Annotated in this window: 11 protein-coding genes and 1 tRNA gene; 7 read left to right on the forward strand and 5 right to left on the reverse strand. The window is 38.8% G+C overall.

What is annotated here, in order from left to right; translation table 11 throughout:
- Positions 1–18: 18 nt before the first annotated feature.
- The 7 genes from AY601_RS03070 (at position 19) to AY601_RS03100 (ending at position 10,003) form a co-directional block, all read left to right on the forward strand.
- Positions 19–1,566 carry an alpha-N-arabinofuranosidase gene (locus tag AY601_RS03070; protein ID WP_068396279.1) on the forward strand — a complete coding sequence of 516 codons (1,548 nt, stop codon included), beginning with the start codon at positions 19–21 and terminating at the stop codon, positions 1,564–1,566.
- Positions 1,567–1,660: 94 nt separating this feature from the next.
- Positions 1,661–3,640 (forward strand): alpha-L-arabinofuranosidase C-terminal domain-containing protein, encoded by a 1,980-nt coding sequence (locus AY601_RS03075; protein WP_068396282.1) that lies wholly within the window; start codon positions 1,661–1,663, stop codon positions 3,638–3,640.
- Between the two features lie 6 nt (positions 3,641–3,646).
- Entirely contained in the window at positions 3,647–4,657 is a 1,011-nt protein-coding gene (locus AY601_RS03080) for an arabinan endo-1,5-alpha-L-arabinosidase (RefSeq protein WP_068396284.1), read from the forward strand.
- On the forward strand, positions 4,654–7,044 hold the full coding sequence (locus AY601_RS03085; protein WP_068396293.1) for a glycoside hydrolase family 127 protein: 2,391 nt from the start codon (positions 4,654–4,656) through the stop codon (positions 7,042–7,044). The genes AY601_RS03080 and AY601_RS03085 overlap by 4 nt, the downstream gene beginning before the upstream one ends.
- 345 nt (positions 7,045–7,389) lie before the next feature.
- A complete protein-coding gene (locus tag AY601_RS03090; RefSeq protein ID WP_068396296.1) occupies positions 7,390–7,842 on the forward strand; it encodes a nuclear transport factor 2 family protein in 453 nt (150 codons plus the stop codon).
- Positions 7,843–8,273: 431 nt separating this feature from the next.
- A complete protein-coding gene (locus tag AY601_RS03095; protein WP_068396298.1) occupies positions 8,274–9,506 on the forward strand; it encodes an AAA family ATPase in 1,233 nt (410 codons plus the stop codon).
- Positions 9,503–10,003, forward strand: coding sequence for a hypothetical protein (locus tag AY601_RS03100; protein WP_068396304.1), 501 nt, complete (start codon positions 9,503–9,505; stop codon positions 10,001–10,003). The genes AY601_RS03095 and AY601_RS03100 overlap by 4 nt, the downstream gene beginning before the upstream one ends.
- A gap of 177 nt (positions 10,004–10,180) precedes the next feature.
- Here the strand turns inward: AY601_RS03100 and AY601_RS03105 are convergent.
- From AY601_RS03105 to AY601_RS03130, 5 genes are all read right to left on the reverse strand, one after another.
- Positions 10,181–10,254: transfer RNA gene (locus AY601_RS03105), tRNA-Arg, on the reverse strand.
- A gap of 70 nt (positions 10,255–10,324) precedes the next feature.
- Positions 10,325–11,716, reverse strand: a complete 1,392-nt coding sequence (locus AY601_RS03110) for an exonuclease domain-containing protein (protein WP_068396315.1) — start codon at positions 11,714–11,716, stop codon at positions 10,325–10,327.
- A 66-nt stretch (positions 11,717–11,782) separates the two neighbouring features.
- The gene (locus tag AY601_RS03115; protein WP_068396318.1) at positions 11,783–12,190 is read right to left on the reverse strand and encodes an OsmC family protein; all 408 of its coding nucleotides are present in this window, start codon (positions 12,188–12,190) and stop codon (positions 11,783–11,785) included.
- A gap of 379 nt (positions 12,191–12,569) precedes the next feature.
- The gene (locus AY601_RS03125; protein WP_068396322.1) at positions 12,570–13,808 is read right to left on the reverse strand and encodes a nucleoside recognition domain-containing protein; all 1,239 of its coding nucleotides are present in this window, start codon (positions 13,806–13,808) and stop codon (positions 12,570–12,572) included.
- 89 nt (positions 13,809–13,897) lie between these two features.
- Positions 13,898–16,738: a prolyl oligopeptidase family serine peptidase gene (locus tag AY601_RS03130; protein ID WP_068407073.1), complete on the reverse strand. Its 2,841-nt coding sequence runs from the start codon at positions 16,736–16,738 to the stop codon at positions 13,898–13,900.
- Positions 16,739–16,863 lie beyond the last annotated feature (125 nt).

Consider the following 16,863-nt stretch of genomic DNA (forward strand, 5'->3'; position numbering starts at 1 on the left):
CCAACCATAAATTTGATCATGATGTTCAAAAAAAATATAATCAAAACACTAGGTATATCCCTGCTTATGCTGGGCAATAGCCACTTGCTGACCGCACAACAAACTACGGTAACTTTAAGCGCAGATAAACCCTCAGGACAGATTAGTAAACATATTTACGGGCACTTTGCAGAACATCTGGGCCGCTGTATTTACGATGGATTTTATGTTGGAGAAAACTCTAGTATACCCAATACTGAAGGCGTAAGAAATGATATTATTGCAGCCTTAAAGAACCTGAATATTCCAAACTTAAGATGGCCGGGCGGTTGTTTTGCAGACCGGTACCATTGGAAAGATGGCGTAGGGCCGAAAGGTCAGCGGCCTTCAATTGTAAATACCATGTGGGGTGGGGTGACCGAAGACAATAGTTTTGGTACCCATGACTTCCTGAATATGTGTAAACTACTGGGTACAGAACCTTACCTTGCCGGAAATACCGGTAGTGGCACAGTACAAGAGCTTTCAGATTGGGTACAGTATGTTAATTTTGAAGGTAAAAGTCCAATGTCCGATCTTAGGGTGAAAAACGGTCAGCAAAAACCATGGAATGTGAAATTCTGGGGCGTAGGAAATGAAGCATGGGGATGCGGAGGAAATATGACCCCAGAATATTATGTTGGTGAATACCGCAGATATGCTACATTTATGGAGGGTAAAAACCTTTTTAAAATTGCATCCGGAGCTAACGTAGACGACTACCACTGGACAGAAACCTTAATGAAAGGTATTCCGCTGCACATGATGGATGGTATTGCTTTACACCATTACTCTTTTCCAAGCTGGGATAAAAAAGGTCCTGCTGTTGGTTTTACTGAACAGGAATATTTCGAAACAATGAAAACAGCATTGCGTATGGACGAACTTATTACCAAACATGCTGCCATTATGGATAAGTATGATCCGAAGAAAAAAATAGCTTTGGTAGTAGATGAATGGGGTGGATGGTTTGATGTAGAAACTGGCACAAATCCCGGATTTTTATATCAGCAGAATACGATGCGTGATGCGATGATTGCAGGAACCACCCTTAATATTTTTAACAATCATAATGACCGGGTTAAGATTGCGAATCTTGCACAATGCGTCAATGTACTTCAGGCTGTTATTTTGACTAATAAGGAAAAAATGCTCCTTTCTCCAACTTATCACGTGATGGAAATGTATAAAGTTCATCAGGATGCGACCTTACTTCCTGTAGTAGTGAAAAGCGATGATTATGTGGTAGGCAATGAAAAATTACCAGCTGTATCGGTATCTGCTTCTAAAGATGCGAAAGGCTTGACACATATCTCGGCAGTTAATATCGACAGGAATAAGAGTGAATCCATAGAGATTATTTTGAGTGGTGCACAGTATAAAACTGTCCGCGGCAGAATTTTAACTTCGGCCAAAGCAGATGACCATAATACTTTTGAAAAACCAGATTTTGTAAAACCGGCTGAATTTAAAGGTGCAAATCTGAAAGCAGGTAAATTAACAGTAAAAGTTCCACCATTCTCTATTGTCGTACTGGAATTAGAATAACGGCTGATGAAAAAAATGAGACGAATGGATTTTCAAAGGCATTTTAAATAACGGATACAAATGACTACAGAAGGATTAAAAGGAGAAAAATAAGATGCTAAAAAAATGCTTTTTTACCGCAATTGCCACGTTCAGCTTACTGAATGTGATGGCACAGAAAAATATAACGATTGCTGTTAACCCAGATAAGATCACTGCTAAAATACAGCCCGAAATGTGGGGCGTTTTTTTTGAAGATATCAATATGGGCGCAGACGGAGGTATTTATGCAGAGTTGATTAAAAACCGTTCTTTTGAATTTTATAAGCCTTTAATGGGCTGGACTATTCAGGGAAGTAAAATTCAGGAAGGTGACCTGCAGGTATTGAATAAAGGCGAAAAAGATGCTAATAATCCACGTTACCTCAGGGTTATTTCCAGAGGAACAAATAAAGCTGATTTAAATATTACGAATGAAGGATTCAAAGGAATAGGCGTTAAAAAAGGGCTTTCTTATGATTTTTCCGTGTTTTACAGAGAATCTTCTCCAGCAGTAAAACTACATGCTGAACTGATTGACAGTACCGGGAAAGTATTAGGGAGTGCTGTTCTTATTCCAGAAAAAAGTGATGGCCAATGGAAAAAACAATCCGTAACCTTTACTGCAAACCAGACCGTTAATAAAGCAAAATTCAACCTTTGGTTTGAAGGGGCTGGCCAGATAGACCTGGATCAGATCTCTTTATTTCCGGGTGATACCTGGAAGAACAGAAAAGGTGGCCTGCGTGGAGATATGGTACAGATCCTGGCAGATATGAAGCCTGGCTTTATCCGTTTTCCAGGCGGATGCATAGTAGAAGGGCATGACCTGTCTACCCGCTATCAGTGGAAAAAAACGATAGGCCCTGTCGAAAACAGGAAGCTAATTGTCAACCGCTGGAATTCAGAATTTGCACATCGGCCTGCGCCTGATTATTACCAGACCTTCGGACTTGGATTTTATGAATATTTCCAGCTTTCTGAAGATATTGGTGCAGAACCGCTGCCTATTCTGAACTGTGGGATGTCGTGTCAGTTTAATACAGCCGAACTGGTGCCATTAGATGAACTTGACCCTTATATTCAGGATGCATTAGACCTGATTGAATTTGCTAACGGAGATGTGAATACTCCATGGGGCAAAGTCAGAGCAGAAATGGGGCATCCAGCACCTTTTCATTTAAAAATGCTCGGCATTGGTAATGAAAATTGGGGCCCACAGTATTTAGAGCGCTTAGACTTGTTCACTAAAGCCGTTAAAAGTAAATATCCGGAGATTAAGCTGATCAATAGTTCCGGAACTGATCCTGATGGAGCACGTTTCGATCTGCTCAATACTTCTTTAAGAAAAATGAAAGCAGACATCATTGATGAGCATTATTACCGCTCACCTCAATGGTTTTTAGCAAATGCAAAGCGGTATGACAATTACGATAGAAACGGATCGAAGGTATTTGCAGGTGAATATGCTGCGCAAAGCGATGGAATTGCTAAACCAACCAACAAAAACAATTGGGAATGTGCGATTGCTGAAGCCGCATTTATGACCGGTTTGGAAAGAAACGCAGCAGTGGTACACATGGCTTCTTATGCGCCTTTATTTGCACATGCCGATGGCTGGCAATGGACGCCTGATATGATTTGGGTAGACAATTTAGCTATATATGGTACCCCAAATTACTATGTACAGAAGTTATATTCCTTAAACAAGGGAACGGATGTCATCGATATTCTGAGTGATCAGAAAGTAATAGCAGGTGAGGATGGGATTTATGCTTCTGCCGTATTGGATCAAAAAACAAATGAGGTAGTTATTAAGGTAATTAATGCTTCTTCATCGGCAAAATCGAGAAATATTGTAATCAATGGAAGTAAAAAAACGGCTTCCGGCGGGAAACTTATCCAGTTGCAGAATGAAAACCTAAGCGCTGTAAATACTTTCGCCAATGCTGTAAATGTGAGCCCAAAAGAAAAAGAAATAACGATTAAGAATAATCAGACCTTGTTAGAGTTGCGACCTTACTCGTTTAGTGTTTTAAGGGTTCCTTTGAAATAAACCGGAATGAAAAAGTATTTGATTTTAATCTTGTTTCTTTTCGGGGTATTCCGCTTAAGTGCTCAGGAATATCAAACAGCTATATCCGTCCACGATCCTGTAATGATCAGGCAGCATAACCGGTATTACCTGTTCAGTACTGGCTGGGGCATTAATGTCTGGAGTTCAGCTGATAGGAAAAGCTGGAAAAAAGAACAGCCTGTTTTTAGTAAAGCACCTGAATGGGCAGTTAAAGCTATACCGGAATTTAAAGGCCATATCTGGGCACCAGATATCTATTTTCACGAAGGAAAATATTATCTGTATTACTCCGTATCTGCTTTTGGTAAAAACACTTCGGCTATAGGAGTAGCAACTAATGCAACACTTGACCCGGATTCTCCTGATTTTAATTGGACAGACCATGGGAAAGTAATTCAGTCTTTTCCAGGGAAAACAAATTGGAATGCAATTGACCCTAATGTAATCAGTGATGAAAAGGGTATGCCATGGATGGTCTTTGGCTCATTTTGGGACGGGATTAAACTAGCTCAGCTCAGTAAAGACCTGCTGCATATTTCAGCGCAGGCTGATGACATACCTACTATTGCCAGCAGAAAAAAGGTTCCTGGAGCACCGAATCCTCCTGCTGTAGCTGGAAACCCTGTTGATGCTGGCGGCAATGCTATTGAGGCACCTTTCCTTTTCAAAAAAAGCGGGTATTATTATTTATTTGCTTCCATAGACTATTGCTGCAAAGGTGAAAAAAGTACTTATAAAATGATTGTTGGACGTTCCAGGTCAATTAAAGGTCCTTATCTGGATCAGAATGGTATCGCAATGACTAAAGGAGGAGGGACATTGGTACTGGAAGGTGACGCTGGCTGGTATGGGGTCGGTCATAACGCAGTCTGCTCTTTTGATGGGATAGATTATCTCATCTTTCATGGCTATGATGCGAAAGATAGAGGAGTGCCAAAACTCAGAATTGAAAAATTAAACTGGCTGAACGAATGGCCGCTTGTAGTTGAAAAATGATGAAATTAAACAAGATCTTAACGCTGTTGTGCTTTTTCTCAGGCACTGTTTATGCGCAGAAAAAAGATTATCCGATTCAGCCGGTGGCTTTCACTCACGTTCATGTAAATGATCAGTTCTGGGCCCCAAAAATGGAGATCAATGCCAAAGTAACTATTCCTCATACCCTGCAGCAATGTAAAATGGATGGAAGAATAGCTAACTTTTTAAGAGCTTCCAAAACTATTCCCGGAGACAAATTAACTGTCTTTCCATTTGATGATACGGATATCTATAAAGTGATAGAAGGTGCATCTTATGCGATGCAAATGAAAGCCGATCCGGTGATGGAGAAATATGTGGATACACTGATCAGTATTATTGGTGCTGCTCAGGAAAAAGACGGTTATCTCTACACTTTTCGTACAGTCAATGCGGCTAAACCTCATCAATGGATTGGCAGCAAACGCTGGGAAAAAGAAGAAGAACTTAGCCATGAGCTCTATAACTCCGGGCACTTATTTGAATCTGCTGCTGCCCATTATCAGGCTACAGGAAAGAAAACTTTATTAAATATAGCCCTGAAAAATGCAGATTTGCTGGTCAGAGATTTTGGCTACGGTAAAACAGAGCGATATCCGGGGCATCAGGTTGTAGAAATAGGACTGGTTAGATTATATAGGATCACTGGTAATGAGCAGTATCTTAATCTGGCCAAATTTTTTCTGGATAAACGTGGGCCTAAAGGCAATGCTTATAACCAGGCCCAGGCGAAGGTCGTTGACCAGCATGAAGCAGTTGGACATGCGGTAAGAGCAGCCTATATGTATACTGGTATGGCTGACGTAGCCGCAATTACGGGAGATAAAAGGTATCTGAAGGCCATTGATGATATCTGGGAGGATGTTGTGAATAAAAAACTTTACATCACTGGAGGAATTGGTTCAATGGGTGAAGGTGAGGCCTTTGGTGAAGCTTATCATTTGCCCAATATGTCTGCTTATGCAGAGACCTGTGCGGCAATTGCTAATATTTACTGGAACAGCCGGATGTTCCAGCTACACGGTGATTCTAAATATATCGATGTTTTAGAACGCACCTTATATAATGGTTTACTATCGGGAGTTTCTCTTTCAGGAGATCGTTTTTTTTATCCTAATCCTTTATCTTCTATGCACCAGCATGAGCGTAGTGGATGGTTCAGTTGTGCCTGCTGCATTTCTAATATGACCAGGTTTTTACCTTCTGTACCAGGTTATGTATATGCTCAAAATGAAAATAACTTATATGTAAACCTATTTATGGGGAATACGAGTGAGATTAAACTTCCTGTTGCTCAAGTGAAAATTGCACAGGTTACCGCTTATCCATGGGATGGAAAAGTGGAGATAAAAATAGATCCGGAAAAAAATGCAGCATTCACTTTACATATCCGTATTCCTGGATGGGCACGTAATGAGCCTGTTCCAGGTACATTGTACAATTTTGTGGAGACGAAGCCTTCACCGGTTATGCTTACTTTAAATGGTAAGCCATTTAAATATACAGTAGTTAAAGGTTATGCAGTTATTGACCGCACCTGGAAGAAGGGTGATCAGTTAGTGTTTGCTGTTCCGATGGAAACCAGAAAAATTTTAGCAAATGAAAAAGTAAAGGATGATAAAGGCCGCTTTGCTTTCCAGCGGGGGCCTGTTGTTTATTGTCTGGAAGGTCCGGATAATAAAGACAGTGTAGTTCAGGACATTATTATAGCTAAAAATGCGGTGGTAACTTCACACTTTAATCCTGATTTACTAAATGGAATAGAAGTATTAACTGTACCAGGCTCAGGCACGCACAGAAAGCTCAATAGTAATGAGCTGATTAAAGTTGATCAAAAAGTTACTGCAATACCTTATTATGCCTGGGCAAACCGGGGAGCTAGTGAGATGACCGTTTGGGTACCCTATGAAGAGTCTGTTTCAAAACCCAGGCCTGCTGCAACTATTGCCTCCAGGAGTAAAGTGTCAGGATCATTAACTAATAAACAATTGCTGGCTGCTGTAAAAGATCAATATGAACCGGCTGATGCTAAAGATAAAAGTTACCCTTATTTGCATTGGTGGCCCAAAAAGGGTTCAAATGAGTTTCTGCAATACGATTTTGATCAGGAATATGAAGTTTCAGCCTCAAAAGTCTATTGGTTTGATGATAGCCCATGGGGTGGGTGCCGGGTTCCTGACAATTATCAGCTTCTTTATTTAAGTGAAGGAAAGTGGGTTCCTGTAGAAGCAGTTACTGATTATCTTATTGAAAAGGATAAGTTTAATGTTCTTCGTTTTAAACCTGTAAAAACTAAAGCGTTGAGACTGAAAGTTCATCTTCCTAAAGATAATTCTTCTGGAATTCATGAATGGATAATTGAATAACTTAAGGATTTTTTAGTATTTCCAGATGAACTTGTAACTAGGTTGTGGCTGGGTACTGTAGGGGTTGTGGCATACATTGAAGTAGTACTGAAATAGGGTTGAAGTAGGATTGAAGTAGCCTGAGGTACTTCAAGGGTAGTTGAATGCTACTTCAACCCTACTTCAATGTATGCCACAACCCCTACAGTACTACACCAGAATACGGGTTAATATTAAGATTAATTACCTGTCCTGAATGGGGATTTTATTTGAAAAGTGAAAGACTGACCGGATTAGTCAGTTCCATAAGCTCATATGATCCAGATCATAAAAATTGGATAATTATATGCTTAGATTTGAATACTTATGAGAAAAAACATCCTTCCCTTTTTACTTACAGTATTGTTGATGAGTGCCATAAATTTGGTGCAAGCTCAGCAACATGCATCAGATGATCTAAGAATTCGTGAGCTGGAAAAAACCTGGACAGCGTTTTTAGATAAAAATGATACTACTGCACTCAAAAAAATCTGGACTGAAGAATATGTTGTAAATAATGCAAATGGAAAAATAGCTACCAGAAAGCAAATTTTAAATATTCTCAAAGGTGGACATGTATTTTCGAAGGTGGACAGAAATATTGAACGGATTACATTTAATGGTGATATTGCAATTGTTATGGGGGCTGAAACTGAGTTTCAAAATGCAGCTGGCGAAAAATCAGCTAAGCAGCTTAAAAGACGATTTACTAATATCTGGGTAAAAAAAGATAACGATTGGAAACTGGTTGCAAGGCAGGCTACACCAGTTAATTTTTAGCAATTGAAAGGTGGTTTTTTCAAGAGCAGTTTTTGTAATCAGTAACGCTATCCTATAGCCTCTATGAGGTCTTCTTTGATAAATATCCATTCTTTATTTTTAAGACATACCGGATCAAAATCATTATCCGCTGATTCAAAGTTTGTGAAACCAATGGTCAGGAAAAAACCAGATTTACAAAACACAATAGATATTGGTTGATTAAGTCAGCAGAATTGTATTGGATACCTTAAAGGAAAAGAAGATGACTGAAGCAAAACTTGCTGTTTGGTTGAAACCAACCATAAATATCAGTAAGATATTTGTCCTTGATTTCTGCCAATATTATATTAAAATTAAACAGGAGAGTTGAAAAATTAGATGTTCAAACTACGCCTTATCCTATCGCTATTTTTCTTAAATTTGGACTTCTGATATTCTAAAACCAATATATGAGTAAAATCAAAATCCAAAACTTTGGTCCCATTAAAGAAGGTTTCAATCAAAATAATGGTTGGATGGAGATTAAAAAAGTGACGGTGCTAATTGGCTCACAAGGTTCTGGCAAAAGTACAGTTGCAAAGTTAATTTCCACAATTAGCTGGATTGAAAAAGCTTTAATGCGCGGTGAAATTTCCGAAAAAACAGCTGAAGAGAAAGGGTGGTTTCGCAATCAATGTGCCTATCAGAATATTAAAAGTTACTTTCATCGCAACACAAGCATCTATTATAAAGGGGACGGAATTGATTTTAGCTACGTTGGGGGCCTGGTTAATATTGAATATAGGATACAGAACAACTATTATCTGCCAAAAATCATGTATGTACCGGCAGAAAGGAATTTTATTAGTGCAGTGAGGAATGTGAGGGACTTGAAAGGTTTGCCAAGCACACTTTATACCTTTGCTGATGAATTTTTTGATGGGCTTAAGGCGTCGAAAGAATCTTTGATTTTGCCTATAAACGATACATCACTTATTTACGATCCAATATCTGAAATTCCAATGCTAGTTGGAAAAGGTTTTAAATTAGAGCTTTCAGAAGCAGCAAGTGGTTTTCAATCGCTGGTGCCTATATACATAGTGACTAAGTATCTCTCTACATTGATCAACAATCGGGCTGACAAACATAAAAGCCAGCTTAGTCTTAGAATATCTGAAAATTTGCGGAGAGATGCCGAGAGTATTATAAAAAATCCCAACATCTCAGAAGAACTGAAGAAAATATATCTTGAGAATATGACCTCACGCTATTATTATTCAGCCCTTTTGAATATTGTTGAAGAACCGGAGCAAAATCTATATCCATCTTCTCAGCGTAAAGTGCTCAATATGCTGCTTGAGTTTAATAATCTTCAAAAAGATAATGTTTTAGTTATGACAACTCATAGCCCGTATATCATTAACTATTTGACATTAGCCACTAAAGCTGGAGAGCTATTAGCTAGTATGAAAAATATGACTAGTAGTGATAGGGCTGATCTTAATAAGATAGTTCCTGCAATGGCAGCAATTTCGGGAAATGAACTTGCTATATATGAGCTTGATGAGGATAAAGGAGCAATTAATTTACTAGAAACCTTTGATGGACTACCATCGGATGATAATTGGTTGAATGAAGAATTGGGAACCGCCAATGACCTTTTTTCTGATTTGATTGCTTTTGAACAAAAAATATCTCGATGAGTACAAATTTTCTTACTGAAAAATGTTGGAGTAGCTCAAACTTGAGACGGTTTGGAATATGCGACGATACTCCACCGCCATCGATACCTGCATACCTTAATGAAATAGATGGAAAAAAGTGGATAGCAGTTGTGCATAATGACCGTCAAATAAAGGTAGAATTTGTCGCTATTGATAACTGTATTGAGTTTTCTAAGAGAGACGATGGTAAGGATAAAAAACGTTGCGATGGCGCTTTGTTCTATGAAGATACTGTAATCTTTGTTGAGTTAAAAGATATCGTTGGGGCTGCTAAAAACTGGGCAGATCCGGAACAGCTGATGAGTGCGATAGCAGAATTTGAAACAACCGGCTTAGCAAAGAAATATTCGGTGAAAAGAGCCCATTTAGTTAACAAACAGCGACCAGTCTTCGATCGGGGGCAGGCTGTGAAAATTAATACCTTTTTTAAACAAACTGGTTATGAACTTCGTCTAAATGTACATATTGATATTTAATCTGATATTCTGGATTATAAAAATACAATAGTCTAATATAGAAATTAGGAATTCTGAGCTTGATGCATCGAGATTTTCCATTGTAATTGTTTATATCTTAATCTATAACAACCTTTTTATACAAAAAAAGGCAACGTCTGGAGCAACGTCGCCTTTAATTAAGAGATAAATCTCCTGTACACCCAATAGGATTCGAACCTATGACCTACGGTTTAGAAAACCGTTGCTCTATCCAGCTGAGCTATGGATGCATTTCCCCTTGTTAGGGACGACAAAGGTAAGATTAAAGTACTTTAAACGCAAATATATTTTAAAATAATTCTAGAAGTGTATAGATTTTGAGATTTCAATCCTTTGCTGAGGATGGGATTCTGCATAAGCAAGAACCATATTCAAAATATAATCATTTGAAGTATAAGGGACTATACAAGATTTTAGGTTTTCCAAATCAGTAATATCACTGTGAGAAGAAATATAACCCATCCCATAAAATTTACCCTCTTCCACCCATAAACAGCTCTTTTCATCCTTATTTCTACCTGAATCTATCAGCGCAAAGGAGGGAAGTGCAACTTTTAAATGGGTAATAGCCTCATTCACTCTGGTATTATAGTTGGCCGGATCTTCTATTCCCAGGCAAGCACCATGACAATTTCCTTTCTCATGCGCAGTACAAGCCAGTCTGTTCTTCTGAATAAAACATAACTTTTCACATAGCGTATGTTCGTTGATCATTCCCCGTAACATACTTTGTCCAGACAGCAAACTGTTAAAAGTATATAAAGCATGACTGTTTTTCTTATACTTATCAATACCTAAACGGATATAACCCTTCTGGTCTTCAAAATCATATAAAGCATATTTCTGTTCAAAGCGCTTTAAAGCTCTGTTTTTTTCTGGCCAGTGTTTCTGTATTTCTGAAGCTTCCAGAATCAGCGCCATCAACTCCGTGCCGCAAATCGTGAAATCAACTTCATGAATTTGTTTAAGGAAATCCTGCCTTTGCTGATTAGTCTTATTTCCGGAGAAATGAGAATATACCCTTTTCTTGATATTTATAGCTTTACCAACGTAGATAATCTTCCCTTTTTGATCTTTAAAATAATAGACACCGGGTTGCCCGGGTAAAGCATCAATACTATCCCTTGATAAATTTGGTGGCAAAACTTGTTCTTTGGAGCTTTTCAATAAGGAAAGCGGAATAACTCCTGCCTCATCTTTTTCCAATAAAAGCTTAAGCAATAAAGCCGTTGCTGCAGCATCACCACCAGCGCGGTGACGGCCATTTAATGGAATACCGAGTGATGCACAGAGCTTGCCTAAACTATAAGAAGAAAGTCCGGGGACAATTTTTCTGCTCATCCTTACCGTACATAACTTTTTCGATTGTAACACAAATCCCGAATGTGCAAGCTGATGCCTTACAAAAGAGTAATCAAAGTTCACATTGTGCGCTACAAAGATCTTATCCTTTAAAAGCTCATAAATTTGAGGAGCTACTTGTTCAAACAGCGGAGCACTGCTAACCATCTCCTCACTGATGCCGGTTAAAGTTTGGATATAGATTGGTATATCCTGCTGAGGATTAATTAATGTTTCAAAGCGGTCTATGACTTTTGAACCATCATGAATCAGGATAGAGATTTCTGTAATCCCATTACCGGCGGCAAAACCACCGGTAGTTTCAATATCGACTACTGCGTATTTCAACATTTATTAAGCTATAGGTATATACAAATGTGCTAATAAATTTAGTAAAATAGCAGGTTTCTCAAAAATTTATGCCAAAGTTGTTTCTATTTGTATAGGATTGCTCAACATTTTATGAATAGGACATTTATCTGCAATTTGCATTAGCCTGGTTAATTCTGCTTCAGACAGGTTTCCGCCAAATTCAATTTTGCGTGTAATCTTGGTTGAAGTAGACATCTCTTGCTCATTACAGATAGCCAGATGGATTTTAATGGTGTCCAGCGCCATTTCTTTCCGGTCTGCATACATTCTGATCGTAATTGCAGTACAGCTTCCTAAACTGGCTAAAAGCAGTGCGCCGGGATTCATCCCTTCGTCAGTTCCGCCAACATCGGCAGGCTCATCTGCATAAATAAAATGTCCGCCTGCATAAACTTTGGTCAGGTAATGGGAACGGTCCAGTTCGGTAACTGCGGTGATTTGTTTCTTATCCATAAGGTTTTTTTGTGGTTAAATTTAAGCTTAATATAAGCAGGAACTTAACAGAAAAATGTTGCCGGCTTAAAATTAGTTAAACATTTGATAACCATATTTGTTATGATAGACCAACTAACCAATTATGACCATGTTAAGTAATTATCTCAACTTCCAGTTTGATGTGCAAGGCAAACCTGTCAGCGGTTTTTGCCTTCAGATCCAAGACGATTTTCATGAAACCTATGCCGTAATAGTGGAAGGCTACCATTCATTTTGTATCTGGCTTGATCAACCTTCTTCTACCTGGCGCTCCTCCAGATATACTAGTGTAGAACCCGGGGTACTGGAAAAAATCATCAACTATCTCAACAGTCATAAATCGGCCTGATTCCAAAGGCTAATGGAAAAATAAATAAGCTACAAACACAGCAGCAATGATTCCTGCTAAATCTGCAATCAAGCCAAATGGAATTGCATAACGTGTACGCTTAATACCTACTGAACCAAAATATAGGGCTACAATATAAAATGTTGTATCTGCTGAGCCGTTAAAAACACAAGCTAAACGGCCTACAAATGAATCAGGACCAAAAGTCTTCATCGTATCTACCATCATTGCTTTTGCCCCGCTTCCGCTCAGTGGTTTGATCAATGCAGTCGGCAGGGCTGGCGTAAAGTCAGTATTGACGCCCAGATGTACAAAACACCAGGTAAAACCATCCACGATATAGCCCAGTACTCCAGAATTTCTTAGTACGCCAATCGCAACCAGCATCCCTACCAAATAAGGGATAATCGTAATACAAGTAGTGAAACCATTTTTGGCGCCCTCAATAAAAGCATCATATACATTCACTTTTTTGCGGACAGCACCCAGAATAAAAGCAATAATAATAGAGAAAAGGATAAAATTGGAAGCTACCCGCGAAACCACCTCAATCTGTTCCTTAGTCAGGTAGTTTGTGAAATAATAGATCATTCCTACCAGAAACACGGTAATACCGCCTAACCAGGAAATGACTACTGTATTGAACAGGTTAATCTTTTGCTTAATCGCAACAGCTACTAAACCCACCAAAGTGGCCACGTAGGTCGCAATCATACAAGGAATAAATATATCTGCTGGATCTGCGGCTCCCAGAATCGCTCTCTGGGCCATAATGCTAAGTGGGATCAGCGTAAGACCTGAAGTATGCAACACTAAAAACATAATCTGCGCATTGCTGGCAGTATCCTTATCAGGATTAATTTCCTGTAAACTTTGCATAGCTTTTAAACCAAAAGGAGTGGCAGCATTATCCAAACCCAGTAAATTGGCAGAGAAGTTCATCACCATATGGCCAGTAGCAGGATGGTTTTTTGGTACTTCAGGAAAGATACGGCTAAAGAAAGGGCCGATAATACGGGACAGGAAATTGATAGCCCCCGCTTTTTCACCGATATTCATAATGCCCAGCCATAAGGTCATAATACCCACCAGCGGCAAGGCAATATCCATCACACCCACTTTTGCAGATTCGAAGGTACCATCTACAATCAGTTTGAATATTTCTGTATCACCAAAAAAGATTAATCTGATCAGTGCAACAACGAATGCGATAAGAAAAAACGCAATCCATAGATAATTTAATGCCATATTTTAGTTTGAAGCTATGAATGTAAAAAAAAGGATCTGTATTCATCAGCATACAGATCCTTTTTTATCATCAAAACGAATAATATAGATTAAGGCTTGTCGCCGGTCAGCTCAAAACCCCATGTTTTACCTTTTTCTGTAGCTGGTATTCCGCCAGTCATCCAAACAGGTGCTTTGGCACCTTTCAGGTAATAATCAAAAAACTGCTGTTCGCGGATTTGAATATCTTTTCTGTTTTGACGAAGCACTAAGTTATGTGCTTCATTGTTGTAATTTAATAACCATGCGGGTTTACCTAATCTTTTCAAACCAGTAAACATCTCGATTCCCTGATACCATGGTACGGCTCCATCTGCATCATTAGACATGATTACTACCGGAGTAGTCACCTTTGGCAAAGAGAAAAGTGGTGAGTTTTCGATGTATAGTTCTGGTTTTTCCCATAGTGTTGCACCAATTCTGCTTTGTGTTTTCTCATACTGGAATTGTCTGTTCATCCCAGATTCCCAGCGGATACCGCCATAAGCAGAAGTCATGTTAACTACAGGGGCACCAGCCCAGGCAGCAGCATACATGTTCGTCGCTGTAATTAAGTGCGCAACCTGGTAACCGCCCCAGCTTTGGCCCTGGATACCTATTTTTGTCCCATCAACCCAACTGTTCTTTTTCAGTGATTCTACACCTGAATTGACATATTCTTCGGCAGATTTTCCTGGATATCCTTTCTCATAACTAATATCTGGTGCAAATACCAAATAACCATTGCTCACAAAGAATGAGATGTTCAATCTTGATGGAGTAGGGGCAGGAGCCACGTAATTGTAAAGTCCGTCTGTCAGTTTCTCATAGAAATAAGCGATCATCGGATACTTTTTAGCCGGGTCAAAATTCTCCGGTTTATATAAAATACCTTCTGCTTTATATCCTTTTGGCGTAGTCCATTTAACCAATTCTGCAGTTCCCCAGTTATAATTCTGTTGCTGCGGATTGGTGTTGCTTAATTTAGTTTCAGTTTTTAAATCAACAGATACATAAACATTAGGGGAGGCAGTATAGCTTGCTTTGTCGTAAATAAAACGCTCAGCAGCTTTTGCTTTAACTAATGGCGAGTATTTAAACTTAGCCATTACAGCAAGTTCCGGACTCTTGGTGTCTCCTGCTTTTGTTTTATAGAAACCTTTTTCTTTCGTGATGTTGTTATACGCGCTCAACCACATCTCATCTTTTTTGCTGATGAATTGTGCAGCGGTATCTAATTTTTCATAACGGAATGTAATGCTGTTCTGTCTTCCAAAACCATTAGTCATGTTTTTTGGCGCAGATTTTCCATCTGGTGTAAAGCTCCAGATATCATATTTGTCGTAAATTAAAATTTGCTTGTCTTCTTCAGTCCATCCTGCGATACCATAAACTTTTGGATCATCAGGCATGTCGTTATCTTCGTCTGCGAACTTTACAGTAGTATTGGTATTTAATGCAGTAATTTTAGCTGTAGCTACGGTATAAGCAGACCAGATCCCTGTTTTATTGTTATAGAACAAGACGTAATTTCCACCTGGAGAAACAGATGCCTGACCATCTAAAGCTGATATAATCTTCTTTCTGGTCCCAGTTTTAGTGTCGACCAGGTAATAGTCGCTAAGTGATAAACCAGTCCATTGTGCTTGTGCTCGGTTTCCGTAATCTGTAGAAGCCAATACGAAATTAGCATCTCCTTCTTTAACGATGCGCGCTTCCGGAAGTTTAACGTCTGTTAAAGGAACGATTTTAGGATCGCTGCTAAAGATGTCGATAACTGAAAGATAACTTCTCTTAGCTTCTTTATCCGCGGTTTTTAGCTGAATAGGCTGCAGATAATCATCTTTATATCCCCAGATATCTAATTTGGCATGTTCAAAGTCTACCAGGGTAGTATCTTTCTCTTTTTTTATTGGCGCAATACCGAAAAACAATTTGTTTCCATCTTTACTGAAAGTCAATTTTCCGTCTCCGCTAACAGACCATTTAGCAGGCATACCGTCAATTTCATAATCTACTAAAGCTTGCGCAGTGTCCAGTGTAAGGGTATTGAAGTAAATGCTGTAATCTTTGATCTCTTTTTTCTCTGGAGAAGTCTCCCCTAAAAAGGCTATTTGCTCACTTGCTTCATCGAAAATGAAACTCTTGAAATTGCCTTTAGCACTCACCAGTGTTTTAATAGTTCCTTTTTCAGTATTCAATAAAAATACACCAGGTTTTACTGTTTTATCTTTTTTTGATCCAACACAGTTATAAACCAGTTGTTTACCGTTTTTACTGAATTCATATTCAGTGACATATTTAAAAGTTCTTTCAGTACCGGTTAACAGATTTCTTAAAACAAGGTCAGAACCTGCTTTATTAGCTGCGTCCTTTTTCTCCTCTTTTGCTAAGAAATCATTTGCTCCATCTTCTTTTTCTTCAGCAGTAGATTTTGCTTTCTTAGCCGTATCTAAAAGCGGTTCTTTCTGATAAGCCAGGTAATTTCCTTCATTTGCAGGTATTTTGAATGATTTTATTCTGGGTACTTTAAGGATGGCAGCAGTACTCAGGTTGACAAAACCTAAAGAGTCTTTAGTCATTTCGTCTGCTTTTTTCTTTTTAATCTTTTCCTGGCGCGTAGTGGCAAATAGAGGTTTAATTAAAAAAGCAGCAAACTTTGAGTCCGCGCTGAACATTAATCTTTCACCTCTTGGTATCTGTATTTTAGTAGTATTTGTCAGGTTGTTCAGGTACAGGCTGGCATCGCCTTCTTGTTTAACGATGGAATAAGCAGCCCATTGCCCGTTATCTGATAACTGTTTAACGCCGACATTTTCCCATGAATCATAGACCGTATGGTCTAATGGTTTTTTCTGGGCGAAGGCAGCGCTCGCAAAGAATAAGAGAATAAGAGTAAGGTTTTTCTGCATAATTGAGGGGTTGGGATTTAAATTCAGCCTTAAAAATTGTAATTTTTTACCAATATATGCCATTTGTATATTAAATTTTACATAATTCCTAAACAAAGAAATGGTATTAAAATAGAAATGGCCGC

The organism is Pedobacter cryoconitis, from assembly GCF_001590605.1.
Taxonomy (GTDB): Bacteria; Bacteroidota; Bacteroidia; order Sphingobacteriales; family Sphingobacteriaceae; genus Pedobacter; species Pedobacter cryoconitis_A.

Bases quoted from the DNA above. Each gene is read 5' to 3' on its own strand.
- AY601_RS03095 (WP_068396298.1), top strand. From the start codon at position 8,274: ATGAGTAAAATCAAAATCCAAAACTTTGGTCCCATTAAAGAAGGTTTC.
- AY601_RS03130 (WP_068407073.1), bottom strand. From the start codon at position 16,738: ATGCAGAAAAACCTTACTCTTATTCTCTTATTCTTTGCGAGCGCTGCC.
- AY601_RS03080 (WP_068396284.1), top strand. From the start codon at position 3,647: ATGAAAAAGTATTTGATTTTAATCTTGTTTCTTTTCGGGGTATTCCGC.
- AY601_RS03075 (WP_068396282.1), top strand. From the start codon at position 1,661: ATGCTAAAAAAATGCTTTTTTACCGCAATTGCCACGTTCAGCTTACTG.
- AY601_RS03125 (WP_068396322.1), bottom strand. From the start codon at position 13,808: ATGGCATTAAATTATCTATGGATTGCGTTTTTTCTTATCGCATTCGTT.
- AY601_RS03090 (WP_068396296.1), top strand. From the start codon at position 7,390: ATGAGAAAAAACATCCTTCCCTTTTTACTTACAGTATTGTTGATGAGT.
- AY601_RS03070 (WP_068396279.1), top strand. From the start codon at position 19: ATGATGTTCAAAAAAAATATAATCAAAACACTAGGTATATCCCTGCTT.
- AY601_RS03100 (WP_068396304.1), top strand. From the start codon at position 9,503: ATGAGTACAAATTTTCTTACTGAAAAATGTTGGAGTAGCTCAAACTTG.
- AY601_RS03110 (WP_068396315.1), bottom strand. From the start codon at position 11,716: ATGTTGAAATACGCAGTAGTCGATATTGAAACTACCGGTGGTTTTGCC.
- AY601_RS03085 (WP_068396293.1), top strand. From the start codon at position 4,654: ATGATGAAATTAAACAAGATCTTAACGCTGTTGTGCTTTTTCTCAGGC.
- AY601_RS03115 (WP_068396318.1), bottom strand. From the start codon at position 12,190: ATGGATAAGAAACAAATCACCGCAGTTACCGAACTGGACCGTTCCCAT.